We start from the raw sequence: 23,604 nt of genomic DNA on the forward strand, positions 1-23,604 counted from the left end.
CCGCACTGGCCTTACATCAGAGCTTCAATTAGGATTGGTGCATTGGCGCTGATCGCGCGCTCCAGGGCCTGATCAAAGGCTTCGGCGGTATCGCAAGAAACCGCTTCAACCCCTTGTCCTTGCGCTAATTTTACCCAATCAAGATTTGGTTGATCGATGGATAGCATTGCGCGAGCTATGGGACCAGGCTGACCAGCACCAGTTCGGCCCATCTCAATGTTCAAGATGCGATAGGAGTGATTGGCAAAAATCACCGTTACAATTGGTAGGCTTTCACGGGCCATGGTCCATAGAGCTTGCAACGTATACATGCCCGCACCATCACCACTGAGTGCGATGACTTTACGCTCTGGGCTAGCGATTGCCGCACCAATTGCCAAGGGAAGGCCTTGCCCTATCGCGCCACCTGTTAAAAACAACCAATCATGGGGCGCACTGGTTTGGGTTGCCATAAAATGGGGCAGGCCAGCGGTAACCGCATCATCTGAGATAATGGCATGATCCGGCATATGACGCGCCAAGGAGGCCGCACAGCTATAGGGCGTGATTTTTCCGACTGGCTTGGGCAGGATGGTGCGGGTTGGATGTTTTGGGACTTCGGGCGCGTTTAGCGCATCGGCAAGGGCGGCGATGGCTTCGGATGTATCCTCATGACGTTTGGACAGGGTTAGAGTTGTGCAACACTCGGGCACTAAAATGCTAGGCTTACCGGGATAGGCAAAAAACGCGCAGGGCACATCGGTGCCTGCCAAGATCATCAGGTCAACGCCTTCTAAATCCGCCATGGCGGCCTCAGCGAAATAGGCCATGCGATCAGGTGCAAATCGGCCTGCACCGCGCGAAAGCCTACCGACAAAGGTATCGCACAAGATACGCACACCCGCCGCCTTCAGCCGGGCCATTTGGTTCAAGGCGGCTTCATCATAAAGGGCCGGGCCATTGACCAGCAGAACGGGTTTGATCGCGAGTTGGATGGCATCGGCCACCGCCTCAATTTGGGCCGGGTCCACTAACGCGATTTGGGCGATAGGTTTGGGGGCAGCATCGGATTTAGCAGGCGCTTCACTCCACGCGCTGTCTGCCGGCAGGATAAGCGTAACAGGCCCACCCGGCGGGCCTATGGCGTGTTCAAAGGCAGTGGTGGCCAGGCTACCAGCATCGCGCGCGGCCTCAACCACACCAACCCAAGTCGAATTGGGTTTAACGAGCGTTTCAATGTCAGACGAAAGGGGCGCATCTAAGCTACGGTGATAGGTGGCATGATCGCCAACCACATGGATCATAGGCGAAAACGCGCGTCGGCCATTATGGATATTGGCCGCGCCATTGGCATAGCCTGGCCCCAAATGCAGCAAGGTCATCGCCGGAAGGCCTGCCATACGCGCAAAACCGTCACTGGCCCCAGTGGCCACCCCTTCAAACAAACAAAGCAACGAACGGATGCGCGGTTCACGGTCGAGCGCCTGAACCAAATGCATTTCACTGGTACCGGGGTTCGCAAAACAAGCGCGCACGCCATAATCGGCTAATGTGGAGACTAAGAGATCGGCACCGGTTGGACTGGGATTAAGATCGGTCATGCTGGGGGTCTCTGCCTTGTCTTTTGTCCTCATTGCCCGACGGCGCGGTCGCTGTCACGGTGACAAAACAGATGGCATACAGGGATTAAGCACTTTTTGGGCTGACAACGCGTTCGTTGCGCGCCAATGTAGTAGCATGACCCAGATTAGCCGCATCACACTCGCCCGTTTCATCTCAGGAAAACCAAGCCCAGAAGATTTTCGCCTGGAGCATGTCGATCCCCCAGCTTTGAAGGAGGGCCAGTTTCGGGTCGCCAATCGCTTTGTCTCGGCCGATCCTGGAACGCGTTCGCGCTTATCGGGCAGTGATTCCTATGCGGGCGCTTTAAAAATCGGCGATCCAATTGACGGATTTGGGGTGGGCCATGTGATGGAAAGCCTGCATCCGGATTATCCAGTAGGCCAATTGGTGACTTTAGGCTCTGGCTGGGCCAACCAAGCCATTTCAAATGGTCGCGGCTATTGCGCCAAATTGCCCGATTTAGATGTGCCGCTATCGGCGTGGATTGGGGTGTTGGGCGTGCCCGGCATGACCGCATGGTTTGGCCTCACCCGCATTGGCCAGATCAAAGCAGGCGACCGGGTTCTTGTAACCTCTGCTGCGGGGCCCGTTGGGGCAACGGCGGGGCAATTGGCAAGAGCGTGGGGCGCGTCCCAAGTGGTGGGCGTGGCCAGTGCTGGCGCGAAATCTGATTGGCTCAAAAGCGAAGCGGGCTTTGATGCGGTAATTGACTATAACTCCCCCCATTTTTTGGAAGAATTGGCGCAGGCGATGCCCGAGGGGGTCGATATATTGTTTGATAATGTTGGCAATGCGATGATCAATTCGATCCTCCGCCTTATGCGCCCCTTTGGCCGCATCGTAGTATCGGGTCAGGTGGCCGATTATTCGGTGCCCTTATCGCAGCGCCCTGGCATCACAAATACGGATCGTTTTATCACCCATAGGCTTAAGATGGAGGGGCTGGTGGTGTTTGATGATTTACGCGCCTTTCCCGCCGCCCAAGCAGAAGCCGCTGCTATGCTGCAATCAGGCCAGTTGAAGCTGAAAGAAGTCATCAGTGATGGGGTAGAAAGCCTACCCGCTGCCTTTTGTGCCTTGTTTCAACCTGGCGCAGAATTTGGGCGTCGGCTGGCACGGCTATAAGCGGAAGGACGCAAGAGCGCATGGAGTTTAATGACTATAGCCGCATCGAATTTGCCTATAATCAAGGCTATGGCCCGCGCGTGCTGGTCGTTAAAATCGCTGGCACCAATCGGGTCAATGGCGTTGATGAAGCCATGCATGAGGATTTGGCGCGGGTATTCACCGATTGCCAGCGCGACCCCGATAGTGATTTGATCGTCCTGACCGGAAAAGGCGATGTGTTTTGCGCCGGGGGCGACTTTGACTGGTTTGAAGAGCAAATCAAAAACCCGGCCAGCTTTCGCGCGATTGCCCCTGATGCCAAGCGCATCGTGTTGTCTTTACTTGAACTTGAAAAGCCCATGATCTGTCGGCTCAATGGTGCCGCCGCCGGCCTTGGCGCGACGATTGCTTTGATGTGCGACGTTATCATTGCCGAGGACAATGCCAAGATTGGCGATCCCCATGTCAAAGTCGGCTTGGTGGCAGGTGATGGAGGTGCCGTGATTTGGCCGGCGTTAATCGGCATGGCGCGCGCTAAAGAAATGTTGCTAACCGGGGATATGATCAGTGGGGCAGAAGCTGCGCGCATCGGCTTGATCAATCATGCTGTACCGCGCGAAGGGCTCGACGCCAAAGTCGCCGAGCTGGCAGCAAAAATCTTGTCCAATCCACGTTGGGCGGTGCGCTGGACCAAGGTTGTCATGAACCAACAGCTGCGCCAAACCGCCAATCTGACCATGGATGCGGCCATTGCCTACGAGACCATGTCGAATATGACACAAGATCGCGCCGAAGCCGTGGCAGCGTTTAAGGAAAAGCGGCCTATGAACTTATCGGGGGAATAGTATGGCAGAAAGCTTTACCCCTGAACCCGATCACATCACCGAATTGCGCCATCAATTGCGCCGATTTGTCGAAGCCAAAGCCCCGCGTGAGAAGCGTCACCTTTGGGACAAGACCCACACGTGGCCGCGTGACGTTTTTGCCGAACTGGCCGCTATGGGCATATGTGGTTTGACGGTGGACGAGGCTTATGGCGGGCTTGGTCAGGATGTTTATGCGGCCATAGCCGTCATTGAAGAATTATGCCGGGCAGGGGCGTTTCTAGCTGGACCCTTCATCCATTGCGCCTTTTATGGCGGCATGAATTTGTCTGAAAACGGCACTGATGCTCAAAAAGCGGCCTATTTGCCCGCTTTGGCCAAGGGTGAGCTGATGTTCTGCTATGGCCTATCTGAACCCGACGTGGGCGGCGATTTATCGGCCGTCACTACGCGCGGTGTGATTGAGGGCGATGAGGTTGTGATCAATGGGGCCAAGCGCTGGTGCACGGGTGCCGATTTTGCCGATTACATCTATTGCCTAATCCGCACAGAAAGCGAAGAGAAGCGCAAGAACCTTGCCTTTGTCTTAATCCCGAAAAACACGCCGGGTGTGACATTGCAACCCATTGAGCACGTCAATCTACGCTATACGCTTTCCAGCGACGTCTATTTTGATAATGCTCGCATCTCCGTGTCCAACATTGTGGGCGGGCTTGAAAAATGGGGTAAGGGCTGGGGCATGCTGGCTGGCCGCGCGCTCGACGTGGAAAAACTTGAAATCACCGCTGTCACTTTTGGCATCGCACAAGCCGCCGTCGAAGAAGCCTGGACATACGCGCAAGAGCGGGTGCAGTTTGGCAAGGTCATCTCTGGTCATCAGGCCATTCGCCACGCTTTGGTGGAGGCGCGCACCAAACTCGAAGCTTGCCGCCATATGCTCTATCATGCCGCGTGGCTGGCCAGTGAAAACCGACGCTTCGCCATTGAATCGAGCATGGCCAAGCTATTTGTTGCCGATACAGCAGCTGAAATCGCCCTGATCTGCCAGCGGGTACTGGGTGCCTATGCCCTCTCCGACGCCTTCGACATGGAACGCCACGTTCGCGATCTTCTCGGTATGCGCATTGTTGGCGGGTCGAGCGATATGCAGAAAAATAATTTGGCTGGGTTGTGGGGGATGAAGGGGTAAGATGGGAGATACAACCCCGTACCCGGGTTTTGAAGGCCAAGATTTATGTGTCTGGGACGGCCTTTGGTGCAGGCCTTGCCTACCTCAAAGGCCTAACTCAATTGTTCGTGGGCGATTTTGACGGGTCAAGTCCGCTTCGCGCCGCGCAGCGGCAGATTTCCCCAGATGATTTTTCGGGGAAATCTGGACTTGACGCGACAAAACGCCCGGTCACGCTTGTAAAGCGGTTTTGTGCCAAATTAGGCACCAAAAGCGCTTCTAAGTCTCTTTTGACCTTTATAAAAAGGCAACATTCAAGTCGAGGGTAAAGTAATCAGCCCGGCTTCGTTCTTCGAACTACGCCGCGGCAGCCTTCGCTCTTCGCCCTCCGGCTCGCCGAGCCGTAGCTCGAAGAGCGAAGGCTGGTGGGTTATAATCGCTTCTTAGCGAACGCCCTGCCTGAAGCGGTTTTCAGATATTTCTCAAAAGCCCAAGCTTTGGCTTCGTCGTTGAAAGCAAAATAGGATTTTATCTGCCACGGTCTGAATTTGGCAGTGTGTGTCACTTCGCCCGCATTATGCTTGGAGAGACGAGCCTTAAGGTCGGCGGTTATTCCAGTATAATGTTGTTGGCCGTCCAGACTCTCGAGGATGTAAACATATTTCACATTCAACTCCATGCTTGAAAAAGGTAAATCCCTTAAGCGTCTAGATGAGCCCGGCTTCGTTCTTCGAACTACGCCGCGGCAGCCTTCGCTCTTCGCCCTCCGGCTCGCCGAGCCGTAGCTCGAAGAGCGAAGGCTGGTGGGTCGTGTAGGACTCGAACCTACAACCAGACCGTTATGAGCGGCCGGCTCTAACCATTGAGCTAACGACCCGTGCCATGGCTAACCATCTGCGGGAGGCGGGAGATAGCGGTTTTTGCTGTTGGGCAAAAGCTTTGTTGGCAGATGGACACAGATTGGTCGTTTTTGTGCCTAGATTTATCTGGAATCCCAATCGATACTCACCTAAAACACGAGAAGCTGAGAAGGGTAGAGGAGATGAAAATGCGCCAATTAGTTCGCCAATCCATATTATTGGCCTTTGGATTTGCCTTATTGGGTTGGATGCCCATGAGGGCCAACGCACAAGCTCCACAAGTTATGCCCCCGCCGCCAATGATGCATCCTTTGTCAATGGTCCCACCCCCTACCAGCACAATTTTGAGCTTTAGTGTTAGCGCGGAACAGAAAAAAGCGCCCGATATGGCTACCTTAAGCGCGGGTGTGGTGACTTTGGCCAAAACGGCAAAAGCTGCCATGGCCGACAATGCCCAGAAAATGGCAGCGGCCTTGAATGCTTTGAAGGCCGCAGGCTTGACAGACAAGGATATTCAGACATCGGGTATCCAACTTTATCCCCAATATGAAACGGTTCCCAGTACAAGGCCACGTATCATTGGGTATCAGGTATCCAATCAAGTCGTGATTAAAGTGCGCAATCTTGATCAAATTGGGCCAGTTTTGGATACGCTTATCGGCCTTGGCATCAATGAGATATCTGGGCCAAATTTTGGCCTTGAAAATGCGGAATCAGTCCTCAACCTTGCACGGGGTGAAGCGATGGCCACAGCGTTTCGCCGTGCTGATCTCTATGCCAAGGCTGCAGGTTTACGCGTAAAAAGGATTGTTACCATCCAAGAAGAAGGTGGCGGCATAACACCGATTGGGGTGACCAAAGTCATGTCGCGGGCGGCTTTTGCAGATTCAAGTCCAGTAACTCCGGTTGCACCAGGCGAAGTAAGCCAATCGATTGAACTCACGGTGCAAATTGAGCTCGAGAAGTAATCGCGTTCACCGCAATGATACTTAGGTCACGATCACAAGCACGCTAGAATAAGTGATTGGGTTCACCGCTTGATTAGCGTGCTTAGTCGCTATAATCGGTGCCTATGATGAATATGGATCTGGTCGCAGCTAATTTGCTTTCCCCGGCCGTTATTTGTTTTGCGCTTGGGGTTTTTGCTGCGTGGGTGAAGAGTGATTTGCGTGTACCCCCACAGGTGCATGAGACGATTTCGATGTACCTCTTGTTTTCGATAGGCCTGAAGGGGGGGATTGCGCTTGATCATTCGGCAGATGCCTCGATGCTTGGGCCTTTGATGGCGACGATCTTTATGGGCCTGCTGACACCAGTTTTGGCCTTCTTTTGTGCCCGCAATCTGGGCCGCCAAAGCATAGTGGATTCGGGGGCGATGGCCGCTCATTTTGGCTCTGTCAGTGCGGTGACCTTTATGGCGGCTCTCAATTTTGCGACCTTGAGTGGCATTAAATTTGAAGGCTATTTGACGGCTCTTTTGATCGTCCTTGAGGTGCCGGGCATTATCATTGGCATCATTTTGGCGCGTACCATGTCTGAAAACCGCGCCATCAGTGTCAGTCACGTACTGCGCGAGGCGATCACCAGCAAAAGCGTGATGTTGATGGGCGGGGGGCTCTTGGTTGGTATGTTGACCGATGCCAAGGGGATTGAAGCGGTTTCAACCGTTTTTATCACGCCTTTCCAGGGTGTTTTGGCATTCTTCTTATTGGAATTAGGGGTTGTAGCCCTCACGCGGTTGCGCGAGTCGCAAGCTCCTGTGCCCTTCATGTTGGCTTTTGGTATCACCATGCCGATCTTATTTGGCGCGATTGGCTTGATGGTGGGTCATTTTGCTGGCTTGTCTGTGGGTGGTACCGCGATTTTTGCAACCATGGCCGCCAGCGCATCTTATATTGCGGCCCCTGCAGCGGTGCGCATGGCGATGCCCGAAGCCAATGAAGGGCTTTACTTAACGACCGCCATCTCCATCACTTTACCCTTTAACATCATTGTCGGGATCCCAGCCTATTTTGCGGTCTCTGTCATGATTGGGGGCTGGCCGACGATGGCGAGCTTACTGCCTTAAGCGACTGGCTTTGCCGAACTCGCGTCCGCCCGTACCCAGCCGCGCTGCGCATTATAAAGATCAAGGCCGCCGGTCGCGATATCAAAGCGTGCACCTTCCAAGGTTAAGATGCCATCTTTGACTTTTTGAGCGACGAAGGGAAAGCTCATCAAATTAGCTAAAGAAAGCTCCACACAGGCGCGTTCACATGGTTCTATCTCATCGGTCCCAAGGGCCACGACACAAGGGACGAGTATGTCAATCCATTGATTGACAAAGCGCATATTCTGACTGTCCTGACTGGCTTTGCTGCCCCATCGACCTCGCTCAATCGCTGCTTTTACACCCCCACAACGGGCGTGACCCATCACAAGAATGGTCTGCACACCCAAAGCCTGAACCCCAAACTCAATGGCAGCCGAAGTGCCGTGGAGGCCTTCGCCTTGCTCACATGGGGGCACCAAGGCTGCGACATTACGCACCACGAATAATTCCCCCGGTGCGACATCGAAAATCTGACTGGGATCAGCGCGCGAGTCAGAGCAGGCGATCACCAATAAGCGCGGGGTTTGGCCATCGGCGAGTTGCTCATACAATTCACGTTGGTGGGGCCAGGCGTCCCGACGAAAACGGCTATAGCCCTCTAAAAGTCTATCCATCCCCCACCCATAGCCGCTAAAGTCCCGCGTGGGAAAGGCTCAATCGACAGCCTTCACGTGCATGATCGCACCTTCGACCCCAGTGACCACGACAATAGCCCCTTCCTTCGGGCTGGATTGATCATCGGTTTTCGCCGCCCATTCGGTATCGCCAATGCGCACACGGCCCTCGCCGCCCACAAATGGGGTAACGCTGACTGCCGTTTGGCCTAGATGGCGTAGGATCGGTAAATTGAGGCCAGGACTTTGGGATGGGGTCACCATCGGACTAAAAAAGCGCCGACCGAGTACCATTGTTGACATCGCTAGACAGGCAAAAGCCACCAATTGAAAGGCGATGCCGAGCTCTGGAAAAATGGCGGTGAGGGCCGCCGTGAGGGCTGCCGCTGCTGCCATCCATAATAGATAGGCCGTGCCGGTTAGAAGCTCAACGGCCAATAAAATCGCCCCCAAGGCCAACCACGACAAAGGTCCAAAACCCGGCCAAGCTGCAATGAAACTATCCATCCTTTAGCCTTTCGTAATTGGAACACTGCTAAGGGGCGCATTTTGTTTTTGGGTTGCGGTACCAGACATAGTGAGCTGCTTAACCCCCTCAATCGCTGACGCAATCGCGCTAAGCTCTGTTGGGACAATCACTGTGCGCTGCTGGGGCGAAGAGGCGAGCTTGGCGAATGCTTCAACATAGGATTGGCCTAAGAAATAATTGAGCGCGTTGACGTCGCCCGCTGCAATCGCTTCTGACACCATACGCGTCGCGGTGGCTTCGGCTTGGGCGGCGCGCTCGCGCCCTTCAGCATCGCGGAACGCGGACTCCTTTCGGCCCTCCGCTTCCAGAATAACGGCCTGCTTATGGCCTTCAGCACGCAAAATAGCGGCAGCTTTTTCGCCTTCGGCTTGTGTGATCTCAGCGCGGCGTTCCCGCTCAGCCTTCATCTGTTTAGCCATGGCCTCATTGAGATCGGAAGGGGGGGACAAGTCCTTGATTTCAATACGAACTACTTTAACCCCCCAAGGATTTGTTGCTGAATCAATGGTTTGCAAAAGCCGCGCATTGATGGTGTCACGCTGGGAAAGCACTTCATCCAACTCCATCGAGCCGATGACAGTGCGCAAGTTGGTCAAGGAAAGATTGGTGATCGCCAGACGCAAGTCTTCAACCTCATAAGCAGCCTTTGCTGCATCATAAACTTGGGTAAACACAACTGCGTCGCAGCGTACCATAACGTTGTCACGTGTGATCACTTCTTGGCGCGGCACATCCAAGACGCTTTCCATCATCGACAATTTCTGGCCAATCTGATCCATAATGGGGGTAATGAAATGAATGCCAGGGCTCAGTGTTCGGGTATAGCGGCCGAAGCGCTCCAGTGTGTATTGTCGGCCTTGCGGGACGATTTTCACAAATGTGGTAATAAATACAATGGCCATGATGACCAAGGCTGCGGCGAAAATCAAAAATTCCATGCTTCACTCTCCCCAAAGTCGAAGCCCAGCTTAAAGGCTATACTGCAAATTGCACGTCACAGAGAGGTGAACAAGCCGCATAAGATGCAATAGCTCAATTGCAACCAAAGACATGCCTCACACCCCAACGTGATACATATGTGGATGGGACAAAGCGATTTAAAGCACGGGCCGCTTTTTTGTGGATAAAATCGGGGATTATCTGTGGATAAGTTGCAAGCTTTGGAATTTACATAATTATTTATTGAATCAAATATCAAAATAATCCTTGTCAAATTCCAAATGCGGAGTAATCTCTTTTACACGATAGCGAGTAGAGAAGGATAATTAGCAAGGCGACAGAAGAAGAAAACGCCTTTCACGAGGTGGGGTCAACAGAGTCTAATTCTAATTATTACTTCGATAAGTTCGGTGAAAACTGTTTCTTTTACTTGGCAATCGTCGCGCTCAACTTGTTGAGGGCAAGCCGCTTGGGGTAACCCGGGCGGCTTTTGCGTTTAAATTTTTTATTCTGGGTTTAAATTAGGCGACCCGGTACGACCGGGCTCAAAGTTCATTGCTTGCTTATGTACTGGGCAATGATCGGGCTTGTAACACCCGTGCTGCAAAAGCCTGTCAATGAATGGCCAGAAGATACGCAAACCAGTTGACGTGGCAGGCGTGCGCGGGCAATTGGATTCAATGCGTCGCGATCGGATGATGTTGGCGCAAGCTTATGAAGTGACTGCGGGAGAGACGATCCCACACGACCGCGCCGAAGGAGCAACCGCCCCGGAAACTCTCAGGCAAAAGGACCGCAGCCACACCAAGATGCTGGAGAGTGTTGAGCCTATCGCTCAACCGCCGAAGGAGCAGGCCCTGCCACGATAGCGTGACAGTGTGAAAACTCTCAGGCTTTAGACAGCTGGGGCGCAAACAAAGGCCAATCCTTTTGGCTTGCGCGGACCTGTCGGAGCTTTTGAATGCAAGATGCGTCACCCTTATTGACCACCCCATTAAGCCATATCTGGCAAAAGATGGGTGCGCGCATGGTGGCGTTCGCCGGCTATTTCATGCCCGTCCAGTTCATTGAAGGGGTGATGAAAGAGCATGTGTGGACGCGCAATAATTGCGGGTTGTTCGATGTTTCTCACATGGGTCCGGCTTTTTTAAGTTTAGCCGATGAGACCATAACGGGTGAGCGCGCGCATCTGGCCATTTCGGCTTTGGTTGAAGCACTTGTGCCTTGCGATGTGGCGGGCCTTGCGCCTGGTCAATTGCGCTATACCACTTTATTGAACGACGATGGCGGGGTCTTAGATGACCTCTTTGTCGGACGCCCAGCAGACCCGGCGCGTCAAGGCAGCCTCTATTTTGTCGTCAATGCAGGGTCAAAGGAGCAAGACTTTAAACGCCTTGTCGATGCCACGCTCGGGAAAGCCACATTGCACAGGCTCGACAATGACGCTTTGATCGCCGTGCAGGGTCCAAAGGCAATTGAGGTGATCGATATCCTTGGTGCAGGCCCGAAAAATCTGGGCTTTATGGAATTGATGGAAAGCAATAGCCCGTTTGGTCCGGTTGTGGTGTCGCGCTCGGGCTACACGGGCGAGGATGGCTTTGAGGTATTGGTTTCTGCCTGTAAAGCTGAAGCTTTTGTTACGGCCCTTTTGGCTAACCAGCATGTGAAAGCAATCGGCCTTGGTGCGCGCGATAGTTTGCGCTTGGAAGCAGGTCTTTGCCTCTATGGCCATGATCTCGATGAAACCATCAGTCCGATTGAAGCGGGTCTTGCTTGGACCATTCAAAAGCGACGCCGCGAGCAGGGAAGTTTTCCAGGTTCCGCCCGCATTCTTTCAGAATTATCTCATAAACCCAGCCGAAAGCGCGTTGGCCTTGTTCCCCGTGATAAAGCCCCAGCCCGCGATGGGACACCGATCCATAACCTTTCAGGAAGACAAGTTGGACATGTTACTTCGGGCGGATTTGGCCCAACCGTCGGCAGCCCAATTGCTATGGGCTATGTTGAGATTGGCTCCAGCACAATAGGCACGGAGCTTGACCTGATTGTGCGCGATCAGCCGCGTCGCTGGACCGTGACCGCACTGCCCTTTGTTCCCCATAAATATTATCGGAAAGGCTGAAAAATGACCACCAAATATACCAAAGATCATGAATGGGTGCGCGTTGAAGGAAATATTGCAACCTGTGGCATAACAGCCTATGCGGCGGAGCAATTGGGTGATGTGGTGTTTGTGGAATTACCAAAAATCGGGCGTATCGTCTCTCAAGGCGATGAAATCGCCGTGGTTGAGAGTGTGAAGGCAGCATCTGATGTCTATGCCCCAGTTTCAGGGGAAGTCTTTGATGTAAATGAGGCTTTGGTCGAGGCTCCAGAAGGTGTCAATGAAGCGGCCGAAACATCTGGTTGGTTTACCAAGCTCAAACTAACCGATCCTGGCGAAGTCGATGAAATGATGGATCGCGCAGCCTATGATCAATACATAGCAGGCTTATGATCTGATGTTTGTAGCTGCGCATGTTCCATTGGTTGTAAGTAAGAACTTAGAAAGAGCCACCTATGAGCGGAACGAAAATGTCGTGCACACAAATCCGTTTCATGAAGCGGTTCCCGGTGCAGGTAGGCATTGTGTGGCAGTGTTTCGTGATCCCGATGCTGATATCAGCCCTTCGCCTTATTCAACCAAGCACGTCCATGGCGAAGTCGTGCCGACTTGGGCCTATCTGGAAGCAGAAGTACGGGGGTTTTTGAACCTTAAAACCGATCCAAAAGCCATGCTCGCCTATTTCGAACCGGCTACCAGGGACATGGAGGCAGCTTCCCCAACACCTTGGTCCATAGATGATGCGCCGATAGATAACATCTACTGGCTAGAGTGTGGCTTCATTGGTTTGAACCTACGAGTTTCCATTGTGACAGCCAAACGCAAAATCAACCAAGACAAGTCACTGGCGGACGATCTTTCTGTATTGGCGGGATATGCTGCCTCATCGCAAACGTCCCACCAGCTCCTATTCCTTGAAACGCCAAAAGAAAGTCAGAAGCCCTGATGCGCTATTTACCACATTCCACCCAAGATCGTGAACAGATGCTGGCAAAGGTCGGTGTTAGTTCGGTTGAGGATTTGTTTGTTGATGTACCAGAACTGGCTCGCCTGGACGGGCCCATTCATGGTCTTCCTTTGGCGCAAGGTGAGCTTGAGGTAGAGCGTTGGATGCAAGAATTATCCGACGCCAGTATCTCTGCGGGCAGTGTGCCGTTCTTTTGCGGAGCAGGGGCCTATCGCCACCATGTTCCGGCCACGGTGGATCATCTGATCCAGCGTTCAGAGTTTTTGACCACTTATACGCCCTATCAGCCAGAGATGGCGCAAGGCACCGTTCAAACCTTGTTTGAGTTTCAAAGCCAGGTTGCAGGTCTATTGGCCTGTGATGTCGCCAATGCTTCCATGTATGACGGCTCTACCGCCTGTGCCGAAGCAGTTGTCATGGCCGCGCGGGTGACCAAGCGAACCAAAATTGTGTTTTCTGGTGGTTTGCACCCCCATTACCGCCGTGCGGCGCGCACCTTGGCCAAGCATTCGGGCCTAGAAATTGCCGGCCTGCCGATTGCGGTCAATGATGAGGCGGCGGTCCTTCAAAGCGTGGATGACACAACCGCCTGTGTCGTGGTGCAATGCCCGAACGTGTTTGGCACTTTGACCGACTTTACGGAGCTTGCAAAAGCGGTTCAGGCCAAGGGCGCTTTGCTGATAGCGGTGTTTACGGAGGCTGTTGCGTTTGGTCTGATTAAGCCACCGGGCGAAATGGGTGCCGATATTGTAGTTGGTGAAGGCCAGTCGATTGGAAACAGCCTTAACTTTGGCGGGCCTTACGTTGGCTTATTTGCGACCAAAGAAAAATACATGCGCCAAATGCCCGGTCGATTGGCTGGTGAGACCGTGGATGCCGACGGTAATCGTGGCTTTGTTTTGACCCTATCAACGCGTGAGCAGCACATCCGCCGCGACAAGGCGACCAGCAATATTTGTACCAATTCAGGTCTTTGTGCGCTGGCCTTCACCATCCACATGACTCTTTTGGGCGATAAGGGCCTGAAGCATTTGGCACAATTGAACCATGAAGCTGCTTGCGAAACAGCGGACGCGGTTTCGTCGATCAAGGGTGTTGAGTTGGTGAGCCCAAATTTCTTCAATGAATTTGCTGTGCGCTTGCCCAGTAATGCTGCGCAGGCGGTTGAGGCTATGGCTGCGCAGAATGTGTTGGGCGGCGTGCCTTATTCTCGTCTGCGCCCGGAACCTGGCTTCGACAATATGCTGCTGATCGCAGCGACCGAGACCACTACGGCAAAGGACATTGCAACCCTTACCGATACGCTCAAGAAGGTAATATAGTCATGGCTATGAATAATGTTGGCCGTCCCTCAGCCCCAATTGCTCATGAGGCCGCAGCCCCAACCACTTTTTCTGGTGCGCGCGGGCTATTGCAGCCGACGTCATTGATCTTTGAAACAGGTTCGATTGAGCGAACAGGCGTTGATTTGCCGCCCACCAAGGGCCTAAAGGCACGTTTGAGCGGATTGGCGCGCCAGACCTCTACAGGTAATCCTGGCTTGTCGGAGCCAGAAGCCATGCGCCATTATGTTCGCCTGAGCCAGCGCAATTATGCCATTGATCTTGGTATGTTTCCCTTGGGATCTTGCACCATGAAGCACAATGCGCGCTTAAACGAAAAAATGGCGCGCTTACCAGGCTTTGCAGATGTCCATCCACTTCAGCCTGTTTCAACCGTGCAGGGGGCATTAGGCGTGATGGAGCAATTATCCCATTGGTTGATCACCTTAACTGGGATGAAGGGCGTGGCCTTGTCCCCCAAGGCCGGGGCACATGGCGAATTATGCGGGATGTTGGCAATCCATGCTGCCTTGGACGCCGCAGGCCAAAGCCATCGTCGCCGGGTATTGGTTCCTGAAAGCGCGCATGGCACCAATCCAGCTACGGCCGTGCAATGCGGCTTTGTCGTTGATGAGATTAAAGCTGCCAAGGATGGCCGGGTAGATCTAGATGATCTTAAAACCAAGCTGGGTGAGGATGTGGCCGGCATTATGCTGACCAATCCCAATACTTGTGGCTTGTTTGAGCGCGATATTCGTACCATTGCCGATCTGATCCATGGCAGTGGGGGGTATTTTTATTGTGACGGCGCGAATTTTAACGCAATTGCTGGGCGTGTACGTCCAGGCGACCTCGGCGTTGATGCGATGCATATTAATTTGCACAAGACCTTTTCGACGCCTCATGGCGGCGGTGGACCAGGTTCTGGCCCCACCGTGCTTTCTGACGCCTTAGCGCCATTCGCGCCCGTGCCCTATGTCATTAAATTGGCAGACGGCAAGCTTGACTTGGTCGAGCATGAAGACGATAGCGACGGCCAGCCCTTTGGCCGCATGGTCGCTTTTCATGGCCAAATGGGCATGTATAGCCGCGCACTCACCTATATGTTGAGTCATGGGGCGGACGGCATCAAGCAAGCTTCGGAAGATGCGGTTTTAAACGCCAATTATGTGCAAGCCTGCCTTAAAGACCATATGAGTGTGGCCTTTGACGGGGTGTGTATGCATGAAGCCTTGTTTGACGATGCATGGCTTGAGGGAACTGGCGTCTCAACCCTCGATTTTGCCAAAGCGATGATTGATGAAGGCTATCACCCCATGACCATGTATTTTCCACTTGTTGTGCATGGGGCGATGCTGATTGAGCCGACAGAAAGCGAAAGCAAGGCGAGCTTAGATGCCTTCATTGCCTCAATGTCAGGCCTTGCCCTAGCCGCCAAGTCTGGCGATACGGCGCGCTTTACTGGCGCACCCTATCATGCACCGGTTAAAAGGTTGGATGAAACGCGCGCTGCGCGTAAGCCGATCTTAAAATGGGCAGCACCGATTACCCCGGCACAGATTGCGGCCGAATAGATCAGATGACACGACATGGGGCACTACGCACCGCGCTATACCAATCAATAATGGATTTATCTCAATTGAACTTCGCTTCAATCGTGGCAATCCCGTTTGCAACCAAGGTTTCACCAGCCTTGCCCTTTAAGCTGGATTTCATGACGGTTTCTGCTACTTTGATTGCCGCTAGAGAAGCGGCAGAGCGAACTTCGCTCAGAGCGGCCTGTTCGGCGCGCGCTATGCGTTCTTCTGCTTGCTTGGCACGTGCCTTGATCGTCTTGTCCAAAGCTGCTTCAGCTTCTGCCTTCAAGCGCACCGCATCTTCTTCTGCTTTGGCGATGATGGCAGCTGCATTCTTAGCCGCTTGGGCCTGTTGGGCCTGATAGGATTGATAGAGAGCTTGGGCTTCTTCGCGCAGGCGCTTGGCTTCGGCCAATTCTTTTGAGATTTTGGCTGATTGATCGTCCAATGCCTTGGTCAACATGCTAGGGACCTTGAGATAAATCATGCCACCAATGAAGGTTGCAAATCCAAGGGCGGCGACGAGGGTCGCATCAAATTCAACTGCCATTATGGTGTCCCTGTGACGGACTTAACCGCCGTGTCGAGCGCCTTGGCACTTGGCTTGATCCCGGAAACGCGTTCCACGATCGCACCTGCCAATTCACCGATAGTTTCGTTGACGCTTGCCAAGGCCGCATCGCGAGACGCCTGGATCTTCTCTTCAGCTTTGGCGACTTTGATATTGGCCTTTTTGGTGGCAGCAGCCTCAGCTTTCGCTGCGGCTGCTTCTTGGGCTTGGCGGGCGGCTTCAACTGTTTTACGGGCCTGCGCCCGGGCCTCGGCCTGGGCCTTGTCAGCTTCAAGGCGTGCAAGTTGAGCAGCAGCGGTCTGGTCTGCAGCCGCTTTTAGATCACCTTCAATGGCGTTTTTGCGCGCCGCCAAGGTTTTGGCGATGCGTGGGATGACTAAAGCCGCCAGCACCACATAGAGCGCGCCAAAGGCAAGCCAGAACCAAAAGATCTGGGAAGAAAAAAGGCTCGCATCAAACGGTGGGAAACCACCGCTTGCATGTTTGCCTGCTTGACCTACTGCTTCAACTGTCTGAGTTTCGCCAGCCATCGTCAAACCACTCCGGGTTGTGGAAGAAGTTCAGATGAATAATCCGATCAGACCACAAACAACAATAGGATCGCGATCAATAACGAAAAAATTCCGAGCGCTTCGGTCACGGCAAAACCAAAAATCAAATTACCAAACTGTCCTTGTGCAGCTGACGGGTTGCGCATTGCGCCTTCCAAAAAGCTGCCGAAGATGTTGCCAACGCCGATTGCGGCACCCAACATACCCAAGCAAGCTAAACCTGCACCAATGTATTTTGCGGCTTCTGCGTCCATGATGAATTCTCCTGAAAGGTAAGGGACGAAACGAAATGATGGATCAGTGATCGGCTGCGTGCAGCGCGTCATTGAGGTAGATACAGGTCAACATCGTAAAGACATAGGCCTGTAGAAATGCAACGAGGGTTTCTAGCGCATAGAGGGCAACTGTCATCACAAAAGGCAATATGGCCCCGATGGCACCAATCGCACCGGTTTCAGCCATCATTGGCACAAAACCTGCGAATACCTTGACCAAAATGTGACCGGCCAAGATATTCGCCCAAAGACGCACAGCGTGCGATAGCGGACGCGAGAAAAACGAGATGATCTCAATCGGGGTCACAATCAGATAAAGTGGCCACGGAATACCCGAGGGAACAAACAGCTTTAAAAAGCCCAAGCCATTTTTAGCAAATCCCACGATGATCACCGTGAAAAACACCAATAAAGCCATCATAGCTGTGACGATGATCTGACTGGTTGGTGTAAAATGATAGGCAAAAAGCCCAACCATATTTACCGTAAAGATGAATAAAAACAAACTTAAAACCAGCGGAAAAAACTTCTTAACGCCATCAGCCCCGGCTGAGCTGTAAAGCATATTATAGACAAAGCCATAGGCGGTCTCGCCCAAGGTTTGCATACGACCGGGCACTAAGGCCGCTTTAGCAGAACTGGCCAACATAAAGGCCGCAGGGATAGCCGCACCAAGCAACAGGAACAGGCTGGCATTGGTAAACGATACATCATAGCCGCCAATTTCCATGGGGATCATAGGGGCGATATGGAACTGGTGCATCGGATCGCTGGCCACGCCACTTGTCTCCTGCTTCACACGTCTTCATCTAGGTCGTCCTTCAAGCCGGATGCTTGGGGATCAACATGATGGGCCTTTGTCATTTGACGAGAGGCCCGTATTAAATTCAAGGTTCCGGTAACAAAGCCAAGCGCCAGACCAATGATAAGGGCCCAAGGCGAAGTCTTTATCCCGTAATCGATACCATATCCCAAAAGCCCACCAACCAGGATTGCCGAGGCAAATTCTGATGCCAGCCGAAGCCCTAAAGACATAGCAGAGCGGTCCATGTTGACCTCAGGTACCAATCGCTGCCGCTCCTGATCTAAAGCGGCCAAACGCTTGGCCAACTCATCAAGGGCTTCAGAGCCATGAGGGTGTCTTGGGTCAGCCATGAACCAGCCGTTCGCGCAAGCAGGGATGCGAAACTGCCTCCTTCTCGACGCGGGCGGAAACTAGAGGTGCCCTCGTGCCAAGTCAACCCAAGTTGATGTGCATCTATGAAGCTGTTTTTGATGATGATTTGGTAGTTTTCGCAGTGTCATGATCCTAAATTGAGGATTGGTATCGATCCCATTGCGCCCCTTAGAGCCTTTCATGGGCTTGGTGTCGCTTATTGAGCGCTGTAACCTCCAATTCTATAAAGCCTAGAATATAACTCTTATCTCGGTTGAGAAAGTTTAGAACCCCTGGCTAGGATGGATAGTGATCAAACAAGTTTGAACGATCTTGGAAACAGGCATCTAGAATGCGACCCCCTTTGAAACAATGTTGATCGTAAGAAGAACATTTGACCCTATTGCGCGCCAATTAACGCCTCAGCGCGTCTTAAGTCTACGCTTACCAGTTGGGATACCCCACGTTCTGCCATCGTTACCCCAAACAAACGGTCCATGCGCGCCATCGTAATTGGGTGATGGGTGATCACAATAAAACGGGTTTGGGTGCGTTGACGCATTTCTTCTAGCAATCGGCAATAGCGATCTACATTGGAATCATCCAAAGGCGCATCCACCTCGTCAAGCACGCAAATTGGGGCAGGGTTGGACAAGAATACAGCAAAAATCAGTGCTGAAGCTGTCAGCGCTTGCTCACCCCCGCTCATTAGGGTCAAACTTTGCAATTTTTTGCCAGGTGGGCAGGCATAGACTTCAAGGCCACCGCCCAAAGGATCGTCACTTTGGGTTAAGCTTAAATGCGCGGTGCCACCATCAAACAGCGCTTCAAACAGGACTTGGAAATGTGATTGGACCGCTTCAAATGCTGTGGCTAGGCGCTCTTTTCCCTCTAGGTTGATCTGATCAACGCCATCGCGTAGCTTCGCAATGGCTGAAGTTAAATCTTGCTTATCAGCGATCAAGGCAGACATTCTGGCATCTTGCTCTTGCGCCTCTTCGTCCGCCCGCAGATTGACACCGCCCAAAGCATCGCGGTCATAGTGGAGCTTTGCCAACCGCGCTTCGGTTGCATCGATACCTATGGTCTCAAACATATCGCCCATTGCGGCACGGGCGCGTTTTTCACATTCATTCGGATCGATTTGTAAGGTCCGGCGGATTTCATCGCCCAATTCTTTCAGACGCTCAATAGCGGTTTCGGTGCGAATGACCGCGGCAGCGCGCGCTTCTCGACAAATCGACAAAGCGTTTTGGGCTTGACGATCCAGTTCCCGTAGCGATTTAATGGTAGCTTCTGATTGAGCTAAGGCGTCATCTGCTTTAGATTTTCGTGCTTGGGCAGCGGGCAATTGCCTTAAAAGCTCAGCTTGGCGCTTTTCGACCTCAAAAGGGGTTCGCGCGGCAGCTTCTTCGCGCGCAAGTGCTTGAGCTTTAGCATTGTCGAGGGCGGTCAAACGGTCTTGTGCTGCTGCTAACCGAGAAGTCCAAGACTGTAAATCGCGTTTCAGATTTTGTTCGAGGCTTGAGCGGGCTTGGTTTTGCGCTAATAGCTGGTTGAGATCATGATTGGCTTGATTGACTTTAGCCCGGGCAGCCAGCTCCTGATGTTGCACAGCATCTACGTCGTGGCTTTCACCCTCTTGCGGCAAGGCGGCTAGAAGCTCTTCGGCCACTGTGCGTAACATTTGGGCTTGCTCTAATTCTATTCGTGCGGCGCTGCATCGGGCTTGGGCTTGCTCCACACCTGCCATAGCGCGAGCCAATTCAGCTTCCAATCGAGTAACACGTTCGCGGGCTTGAGACACCGCCGCATAGGCGCGCGGCGCTTCCACGCGGGCTTGGCGCGCCAAAGCACGCAAATGGTCGGCCTGGGCATGCGCTTCTGCGGCAGCTTTCGCAGCGGCTTGCGCTTGTTCTTGTAGTGTTGGAAGTTGCCTTTGAAGCGCTTCCAATCTAGTGCGTTGCTCCAATTCTCCGGCAGCGGAGGCGACAGCGTCTTTTCGGCGGACAAAACCGTCCCACCGCCGCATATCGCCTGCCATGGTCACAACCCGGCCACCCGTTGGTAAATTTAAGTCCTCCTCAAAACTAATGTCATCAACTAAGCCTGTGGCTTGTAGGCGCGCGCGCAAAGCTTCGGGGATCGCCTCTATCCCTTCGTCGAGGGGGCGAATAGGGGCCGGCCAGTTAAAACTTCGCACGGTTTGACCCAGCCAAGCGGCGGGTGCCTTGGGATCTAAGGCTGCTTGTAATTCATCGCCAAATGCCGCAGCGACGGCGCGTTCATAACCCGCTTTTGGTCGTACGTCATGGAGAACTTTTGCCCAACTTTGTGTCATTGACTTTGGGGCTGTGGCGTTTAGGGCCTTGATTTCAGCGAGCACTAGATCAAGCTGGTTTTGGGCCAAACGTGCCGTTTCGCGCCGCTCATTCTCAATCACACCACCAGCTTCGGCTTCTTTCTCGCTTTGATCCGCTTGAGCGCCAGCATCTTGGGCTGCCTGGGCGATGGCTTGGGCTTCGTGGCGGGCAATCGTGAGTTGACCAGTATCTGGTAGCGCGCGGTTTTGTCGGTCTAATTCTTCTTGTGCCAGGGCCAAAGCCGCCAAGCGTCTTTGTTCTTGTCCCTTGGCATCCTCACACGCTTTGATTTGCGCAGTGCGTTCAGCAACAGCTTGTGCCCGTTGAGAGATTGTTTCGGTTAGCGCCAATTGCGCTGCCTCAAACTGGGTGCTGGCCTCTGTGGCCACCCTTTGTGCTGCGTGTATAGCCTGTTCGAGTGCGCTGGGATCTGGTAATTGTGCGAGTGTCTCTTGAGTTTGGGCGATATTTTGCTTGGCGTCTTCAAATAAAGCCTGCTCACGCGATTTGTCCGCATCGATGCGTTCAATGTCACTTTTGGCTAAGCGAAGCGCCTCTTTGGCGACCTGTAAATCGCGCTCACAGGCAATGTTTTGACCATCCAGTCGGCGTAACACAGCTTCTGCAATGGCCTGCTCTTCGCGCAATTGATGGATGTTGTGGTCAGAATTCTCTGCAGCTTGCGCCGCTTCATTGGCCCGCAAGGTGGCGTCTGCCAGTTCTTGCTCGGCTGTGAATTGTGTGGCTTGGGCTTCTTCAAAGGCGGTTTGGGATTCGCGTAAACGCTGGGCAAACAAAAAACTCTCAAGGGTGCGGATTTCTTCAGCAATCGCACGGTATTTTTCAGCTTGCCTGCTTTGTCGGCGCAAGGACGTCAATTGGTCCTGCATCGCTTGGATCACATCGTCCAAGCGTTCTAGATTAGCTTGCGCGCTGCGTAGCTTCAGTTCAGCCTCATGGCGACGCGTGTACAGACCCGAAATGCCCGCAGCCTCTTCCAAAATCCGTCGCCGATTTTCGGGTTTGGCATTGATCAGTTCGCTCACTTGGTTTTGCCGCACTAGGGCAGGAGAGTTAGCCCCTGTTGAAGCATCGGCGAACAATAATTGTACGTCGCGGGCGCGCACTTCCTTGCCATTGATCTTAAAGGTAGAGCCTGCCGCACGGCGCAACCGTCTTGATACTTCCAATATGGGATCAAGGTTAAAGGGAGCAGGTGCGCGACCCTCGCGATTGTCCAAGGTAATGAGAACTTCTGCTATGTCGCGGGCTGGTCGTTTGTCGGTCCCTGCAAAGATGACATCGTCCATTTCACCGCCGCGTAAAGCACGCGCAGAAGTCGCACCCATGACCCAGCGTAGGGATTCTAATATATTAGATTTCCCACAGCCATTGGGGCCAACTATGCCCGTTAAACCCGGTTCAATTTTGAGATGCACAGGGTCAACAAAGGATTTGAACCCCGTTACGCGCAAATCGGTAACCTTCATCTCTTTTTGCCTTTGATGGGCTTAGCGGAGGAAGTGCCAATCGCCAAAAGCGCCCGATCAATGGCGGTGCTGAGTGTGGCGACATCGTAAGGAAAATCTAGCTTGGTTCGGCCTTTGGCGGACTCAAGGAAAAGCGTAGGTGTACCGGTAAGACCGATTTCTTGGCCTTGTTCCACATGCACCATAATCCATTTTTTTACGGCTTCATCTTTTAAGCAGGCTTCTGATTGCGCGAAGCTGAGCCCACCGAAGTCTTCGCTTATTGCAAACACGGTCGCCTTGGCACCCGTTTCCCCTTGTGCCGCGGCAAAAATTTCGTTCTGGCGGCGAAAAAAGGCATCTGCCAGTTTGTAATAGGCTCTTGGACCCGAACAGCGGGTTAGAGCGTGTAGTGCAAGGGATAAGGGCATGGGAGCGGTTGGGAAGGGTCGGAACACATAGCGTAGTCGACCCGTGTCGATATAGTTTGCTTTGATGCTTGGCAGAACCTCATTGTTAAGCTGCGCGCAATGCCCGCAAGTCAAGGAACCGTATTCGATCAAGCTAACCCTGGCAGTTGGTGATCCTAAGCTCCAGTCTGAATTCATGGACTTAGATATGGTTTGTGTGGCTTGCGCCAGTGTTGTCTCAGATGCGTTACCCGCCATGACAGGGCAAGAAAGCACAATCATCACAAAACTGATCTGACATAGAAGCCAGCCAGCCCAAGGCCGCGCATGAGATGAATGATGATCAACTATGCGCGGGGAGAGAGCCAAGTTGGGCACAATCGTCAATTGAATTGCCTTTATTTCGCCTTCGCGAGTGCACCATCTAGAGCTTTGCCAACATCCTCTGCTGTGATTTCCCGCCCGATTGGGGCCTCAAACATCACACCATTGATGAAAAGGGTTGGTGTACCAGTCACACCTGCTGCAATGCCGCCATCACGCACTTCAACAAGGGTCTTAAGCTGTTCTTCGTTTTTCATACAGGCGTCAAACTGACTTTCATTCATGCCAAAGGACAAAGCAACATTGAGGAAGGCTTGTTTAGCTCCTGTTGGTCCTTGTGCCTGAGACACTAAATCGCCTTGTTGGCGCATCAAAGTATCAATCACTTGATTGCGCTTCTCCCCACCTGCACAGCGTGCGATTAAGTGACCAGCCATCGCTAGTTCAATGGGTGGGGTTGGAAACTCACGAAACACATAACGAACTTTGCCCGGCGCGATATAGTTTTCCTTAATGGTTGGCAGAACATTTAGATGGAAGTTCGCACAATGTGGGCAGGTGATGGAAGCATATTCAATCATCACAACTTTGGCGTCTTTGGATCCAATTGGAAAATCGGTGGCAGTTTCAAATGTGCTGGCGGCTTTACCACCCTCATTGTTGGCCGTGGGTCCACAGGCACTGGCCAATAGAAGGGTACCAAGGACTAGGATTTTGGATATTAGGCCTTGGCTTGGAAACTGATAAGACATTCTGCGTTCTCCTAAAGGGCATTCGTTC

At 52.9% G+C, this 23,604-nt stretch carries 23 protein-coding genes, 1 tRNA gene and 1 riboswitch; of the genes, 10 read left to right on the plus strand and 14 right to left on the minus strand.

Annotated elements, in window-relative coordinates; genetic code table 11:
- Window positions 1-11 precede the first annotated feature (11 nt).
- Window positions 12-1,580 carry an acetolactate synthase large subunit gene (locus PsB1_RS07450; RefSeq protein WP_284360156.1) on the minus strand — a complete coding sequence of 523 codons (1,569 nt, stop codon included), beginning with the start codon at window positions 1,578-1,580 and terminating at the stop codon, window positions 12-14.
- Between the two features lie 136 nt (window positions 1,581-1,716).
- On the opposite strand from PsB1_RS07450, the gene PsB1_RS07455 reads away from it, so the two are divergent.
- Genes PsB1_RS07455 through PsB1_RS07465 form a run of 3 tightly spaced genes read left to right on the plus strand, consistent with a single transcriptional unit; the run spans window position 1,717 to window position 4,722 of the window.
- On the plus strand, window positions 1,717-2,727 hold the full coding sequence (locus PsB1_RS07455; RefSeq protein ID WP_284360158.1) for an MDR family NADP-dependent oxidoreductase: 1,011 nt from the start codon (window positions 1,717-1,719) through the stop codon (window positions 2,725-2,727).
- A 20-nt stretch (window positions 2,728-2,747) separates the two neighbouring features.
- Window positions 2,748-3,554, plus strand: coding sequence for an enoyl-CoA hydratase/isomerase family protein (locus PsB1_RS07460; RefSeq protein WP_284360159.1), 807 nt, complete (start codon window positions 2,748-2,750; stop codon window positions 3,552-3,554).
- Between the two features lies 1 nt (window position 3,555).
- Window positions 3,556-4,722, plus strand: coding sequence for an acyl-CoA dehydrogenase family protein (locus tag PsB1_RS07465; protein WP_284360160.1), 1,167 nt, complete (start codon window positions 3,556-3,558; stop codon window positions 4,720-4,722).
- 409 nt (window positions 4,723-5,131) lie between these two features.
- Here PsB1_RS07465 and PsB1_RS07470 read toward each other — a convergent pair whose 3' ends face one another.
- Window positions 5,132-5,368, minus strand: a complete 237-nt coding sequence (locus tag PsB1_RS07470; protein WP_284360161.1) for a GIY-YIG nuclease family protein — start codon at window positions 5,366-5,368, stop codon at window positions 5,132-5,134.
- Between the two features lie 134 nt (window positions 5,369-5,502).
- Window positions 5,503-5,578, minus strand: a tRNA-Ile gene (locus PsB1_RS07475).
- Between the two features lie 171 nt (window positions 5,579-5,749).
- On the opposite strand from PsB1_RS07475, the gene PsB1_RS07480 reads away from it, so the two are divergent.
- Entirely contained in the window at window positions 5,750-6,529 is a 780-nt protein-coding gene (locus PsB1_RS07480; RefSeq protein WP_284360162.1) for an SIMPL domain-containing protein, read from the plus strand.
- A 104-nt stretch (window positions 6,530-6,633) separates the two neighbouring features.
- A complete protein-coding gene (locus PsB1_RS07485) occupies window positions 6,634-7,629 on the plus strand; it encodes a sodium-dependent bicarbonate transport family permease (RefSeq protein WP_284360163.1) in 996 nt (331 codons plus the stop codon).
- On the opposite strand, the gene PsB1_RS07490 is transcribed toward PsB1_RS07485, so the two are convergent.
- The 3 genes from PsB1_RS07490 to PsB1_RS07500 are packed head-to-tail and all read right to left on the minus strand — an operon-like array spanning window position 7,626 to window position 9,734.
- On the minus strand, window positions 7,626-8,267 hold the full coding sequence (locus PsB1_RS07490; protein WP_284360164.1) for a carbonic anhydrase: 642 nt from the start codon (window positions 8,265-8,267) through the stop codon (window positions 7,626-7,628). The genes PsB1_RS07485 and PsB1_RS07490 overlap by 4 nt on opposite strands.
- Window positions 8,268-8,306: 39 nt before the next feature.
- On the minus strand, window positions 8,307-8,774 hold the full coding sequence (locus PsB1_RS07495) for an NfeD family protein (RefSeq protein ID WP_284360165.1): 468 nt from the start codon (window positions 8,772-8,774) through the stop codon (window positions 8,307-8,309).
- Between the two features lie 3 nt (window positions 8,775-8,777).
- Complete coding sequence (locus tag PsB1_RS07500) at window positions 8,778-9,734, minus strand: SPFH domain-containing protein (protein WP_284360166.1); 957 nt, start codon at window positions 9,732-9,734, stop codon at window positions 8,778-8,780.
- A 717-nt stretch (window positions 9,735-10,451) separates the two neighbouring features.
- Window positions 10,452-10,541: riboswitch (glycine riboswitch) on the plus strand.
- Between the two features lie 155 nt (window positions 10,542-10,696).
- On the opposite strand from PsB1_RS07500, the gene gcvT reads away from it, so the two are divergent.
- The 5 genes from gcvT to gcvPB are packed head-to-tail and all read left to right on the plus strand — an operon-like array spanning window position 10,697 to window position 15,702.
- On the plus strand, window positions 10,697-11,857 hold the full coding sequence (gcvT, locus tag PsB1_RS07505; protein WP_284360168.1) for a glycine cleavage system aminomethyltransferase GcvT: 1,161 nt from the start codon (window positions 10,697-10,699) through the stop codon (window positions 11,855-11,857).
- A gap of 3 nt (window positions 11,858-11,860) precedes the next feature.
- On the plus strand, window positions 11,861-12,232 hold the full coding sequence (gene gcvH, locus PsB1_RS07510) for a glycine cleavage system protein GcvH (RefSeq protein WP_284360169.1): 372 nt from the start codon (window positions 11,861-11,863) through the stop codon (window positions 12,230-12,232).
- A gap of 4 nt (window positions 12,233-12,236) precedes the next feature.
- Window positions 12,237-12,785, plus strand: coding sequence for an FMN-binding negative transcriptional regulator (locus PsB1_RS07515; protein WP_284360171.1), 549 nt, complete (start codon window positions 12,237-12,239; stop codon window positions 12,783-12,785).
- A complete protein-coding gene (gcvPA, locus tag PsB1_RS07520; protein ID WP_284360172.1) occupies window positions 12,785-14,128 on the plus strand; it encodes an aminomethyl-transferring glycine dehydrogenase subunit GcvPA in 1,344 nt (447 codons plus the stop codon). Before PsB1_RS07515 ends, gcvPA begins: the two co-directional genes overlap by 1 nt.
- 2 nt (window positions 14,129-14,130) lie before the next feature.
- Window positions 14,131-15,702 carry an aminomethyl-transferring glycine dehydrogenase subunit GcvPB gene (gcvPB, locus tag PsB1_RS07525; protein WP_284360174.1) on the plus strand — a complete coding sequence of 524 codons (1,572 nt, stop codon included), beginning with the start codon at window positions 14,131-14,133 and terminating at the stop codon, window positions 15,700-15,702.
- A 61-nt stretch (window positions 15,703-15,763) separates the two neighbouring features.
- Here the strand turns inward: gcvPB and PsB1_RS07530 are convergent, their stop codons facing one another.
- The 8 genes from PsB1_RS07530 to PsB1_RS07565 all read right to left on the minus strand — a co-directional run bounded on the left by PsB1_RS07530 (window position 15,764) and on the right by PsB1_RS07565 (window position 23,576).
- Window positions 15,764-16,255, minus strand: a complete 492-nt coding sequence (locus PsB1_RS07530; RefSeq protein ID WP_284360175.1) for a F0F1 ATP synthase subunit B family protein — start codon at window positions 16,253-16,255, stop codon at window positions 15,764-15,766.
- Window positions 16,255-16,806, minus strand: coding sequence for a F0F1 ATP synthase subunit B family protein (locus PsB1_RS07535; RefSeq protein WP_284360176.1), 552 nt, complete (start codon window positions 16,804-16,806; stop codon window positions 16,255-16,257). The genes PsB1_RS07530 and PsB1_RS07535 overlap by 1 nt, the downstream gene beginning before the upstream one ends.
- A 47-nt stretch (window positions 16,807-16,853) precedes the next feature.
- Window positions 16,854-17,081 carry a F0F1 ATP synthase subunit C gene (locus tag PsB1_RS07540; protein ID WP_085340465.1) on the minus strand — a complete coding sequence of 76 codons (228 nt, stop codon included), beginning with the start codon at window positions 17,079-17,081 and terminating at the stop codon, window positions 16,854-16,856.
- Between the two features lie 43 nt (window positions 17,082-17,124).
- A complete protein-coding gene (locus tag PsB1_RS07545; RefSeq protein WP_284360181.1) occupies window positions 17,125-17,880 on the minus strand; it encodes a F0F1 ATP synthase subunit A in 756 nt (251 codons plus the stop codon).
- A gap of 17 nt (window positions 17,881-17,897) precedes the next feature.
- A complete protein-coding gene (locus tag PsB1_RS07550; RefSeq protein ID WP_284360182.1) occupies window positions 17,898-18,257 on the minus strand; it encodes an AtpZ/AtpI family protein in 360 nt (119 codons plus the stop codon).
- Between the two features lie 401 nt (window positions 18,258-18,658).
- Entirely contained in the window at window positions 18,659-22,111 is a 3,453-nt protein-coding gene (locus PsB1_RS07555) for a chromosome segregation SMC family protein (RefSeq protein ID WP_284360183.1), read from the minus strand.
- Window positions 22,108-22,782: a DsbA family protein gene (locus PsB1_RS07560; protein WP_284360184.1), complete on the minus strand. Its 675-nt coding sequence runs from the start codon at window positions 22,780-22,782 to the stop codon at window positions 22,108-22,110. The genes PsB1_RS07555 and PsB1_RS07560 overlap by 4 nt, the downstream gene beginning before the upstream one ends.
- Window positions 22,783-22,898: 116 nt before the next feature.
- Entirely contained in the window at window positions 22,899-23,576 is a 678-nt protein-coding gene (locus PsB1_RS07565) for a DsbA family protein (protein WP_284360185.1), read from the minus strand.
- Window positions 23,577-23,604 lie beyond the last annotated feature (28 nt).

The sequence above is a fragment of the Candidatus Phycosocius spiralis genome (genome assembly GCF_030158815.1).
Classification (GTDB): Bacteria; Pseudomonadota; Alphaproteobacteria; order Caulobacterales; family Aquidulcibacteraceae; genus Aquidulcibacter; species Aquidulcibacter spiralis.

Bases quoted from the DNA above. Each gene is read 5' to 3' on its own strand.
- PsB1_RS07450 (WP_284360156.1), bottom strand. From the start codon at position 1,580: ATGACCGATCTTAATCCCAGTCCAACCGGTGCCGATCTCTTAGTCTCC.
- PsB1_RS07455 (WP_284360158.1), top strand. From the start codon at position 1,717: ATGACCCAGATTAGCCGCATCACACTCGCCCGTTTCATCTCAGGAAAA.
- PsB1_RS07460 (WP_284360159.1), top strand. From the start codon at position 2,748: ATGGAGTTTAATGACTATAGCCGCATCGAATTTGCCTATAATCAAGGC.
- PsB1_RS07465 (WP_284360160.1), top strand. From the start codon at position 3,556: ATGGCAGAAAGCTTTACCCCTGAACCCGATCACATCACCGAATTGCGC.
- PsB1_RS07480 (WP_284360162.1), top strand. From the start codon at position 5,750: ATGCGCCAATTAGTTCGCCAATCCATATTATTGGCCTTTGGATTTGCC.
- PsB1_RS07485 (WP_284360163.1), top strand. From the start codon at position 6,634: ATGATGAATATGGATCTGGTCGCAGCTAATTTGCTTTCCCCGGCCGTT.
- PsB1_RS07490 (WP_284360164.1), bottom strand. From the start codon at position 8,267: ATGGATAGACTTTTAGAGGGCTATAGCCGTTTTCGTCGGGACGCCTGG.
- PsB1_RS07495 (WP_284360165.1), bottom strand. From the start codon at position 8,774: ATGGATAGTTTCATTGCAGCTTGGCCGGGTTTTGGACCTTTGTCGTGG.
- PsB1_RS07500 (WP_284360166.1), bottom strand. From the start codon at position 9,734: ATGGAATTTTTGATTTTCGCCGCAGCCTTGGTCATCATGGCCATTGTA.
- gcvT (WP_284360168.1), top strand. From the start codon at position 10,697: ATGCAAGATGCGTCACCCTTATTGACCACCCCATTAAGCCATATCTGG.
- gcvH (WP_284360169.1), top strand. From the start codon at position 11,861: ATGACCACCAAATATACCAAAGATCATGAATGGGTGCGCGTTGAAGGA.
- PsB1_RS07515 (WP_284360171.1), top strand. From the start codon at position 12,237: ATGTTTGTAGCTGCGCATGTTCCATTGGTTGTAAGTAAGAACTTAGAA.
- gcvPA (WP_284360172.1), top strand. From the start codon at position 12,785: ATGCGCTATTTACCACATTCCACCCAAGATCGTGAACAGATGCTGGCA.
- gcvPB (WP_284360174.1), top strand. From the start codon at position 14,131: ATGGCTATGAATAATGTTGGCCGTCCCTCAGCCCCAATTGCTCATGAG.
- PsB1_RS07530 (WP_284360175.1), bottom strand. From the start codon at position 16,255: ATGGCAGTTGAATTTGATGCGACCCTCGTCGCCGCCCTTGGATTTGCA.
- PsB1_RS07535 (WP_284360176.1), bottom strand. From the start codon at position 16,806: ATGGCTGGCGAAACTCAGACAGTTGAAGCAGTAGGTCAAGCAGGCAAA.
- PsB1_RS07540 (WP_085340465.1), bottom strand. From the start codon at position 17,081: ATGGACGCAGAAGCCGCAAAATACATTGGTGCAGGTTTAGCTTGCTTG.
- PsB1_RS07550 (WP_284360182.1), bottom strand. From the start codon at position 18,257: ATGGCTGACCCAAGACACCCTCATGGCTCTGAAGCCCTTGATGAGTTG.
- PsB1_RS07555 (WP_284360183.1), bottom strand. From the start codon at position 22,111: ATGAAGGTTACCGATTTGCGCGTAACGGGGTTCAAATCCTTTGTTGAC.
- PsB1_RS07560 (WP_284360184.1), bottom strand. From the start codon at position 22,782: ATGATTGTGCTTTCTTGCCCTGTCATGGCGGGTAACGCATCTGAGACA.
- PsB1_RS07565 (WP_284360185.1), bottom strand. From the start codon at position 23,576: ATGTCTTATCAGTTTCCAAGCCAAGGCCTAATATCCAAAATCCTAGTC.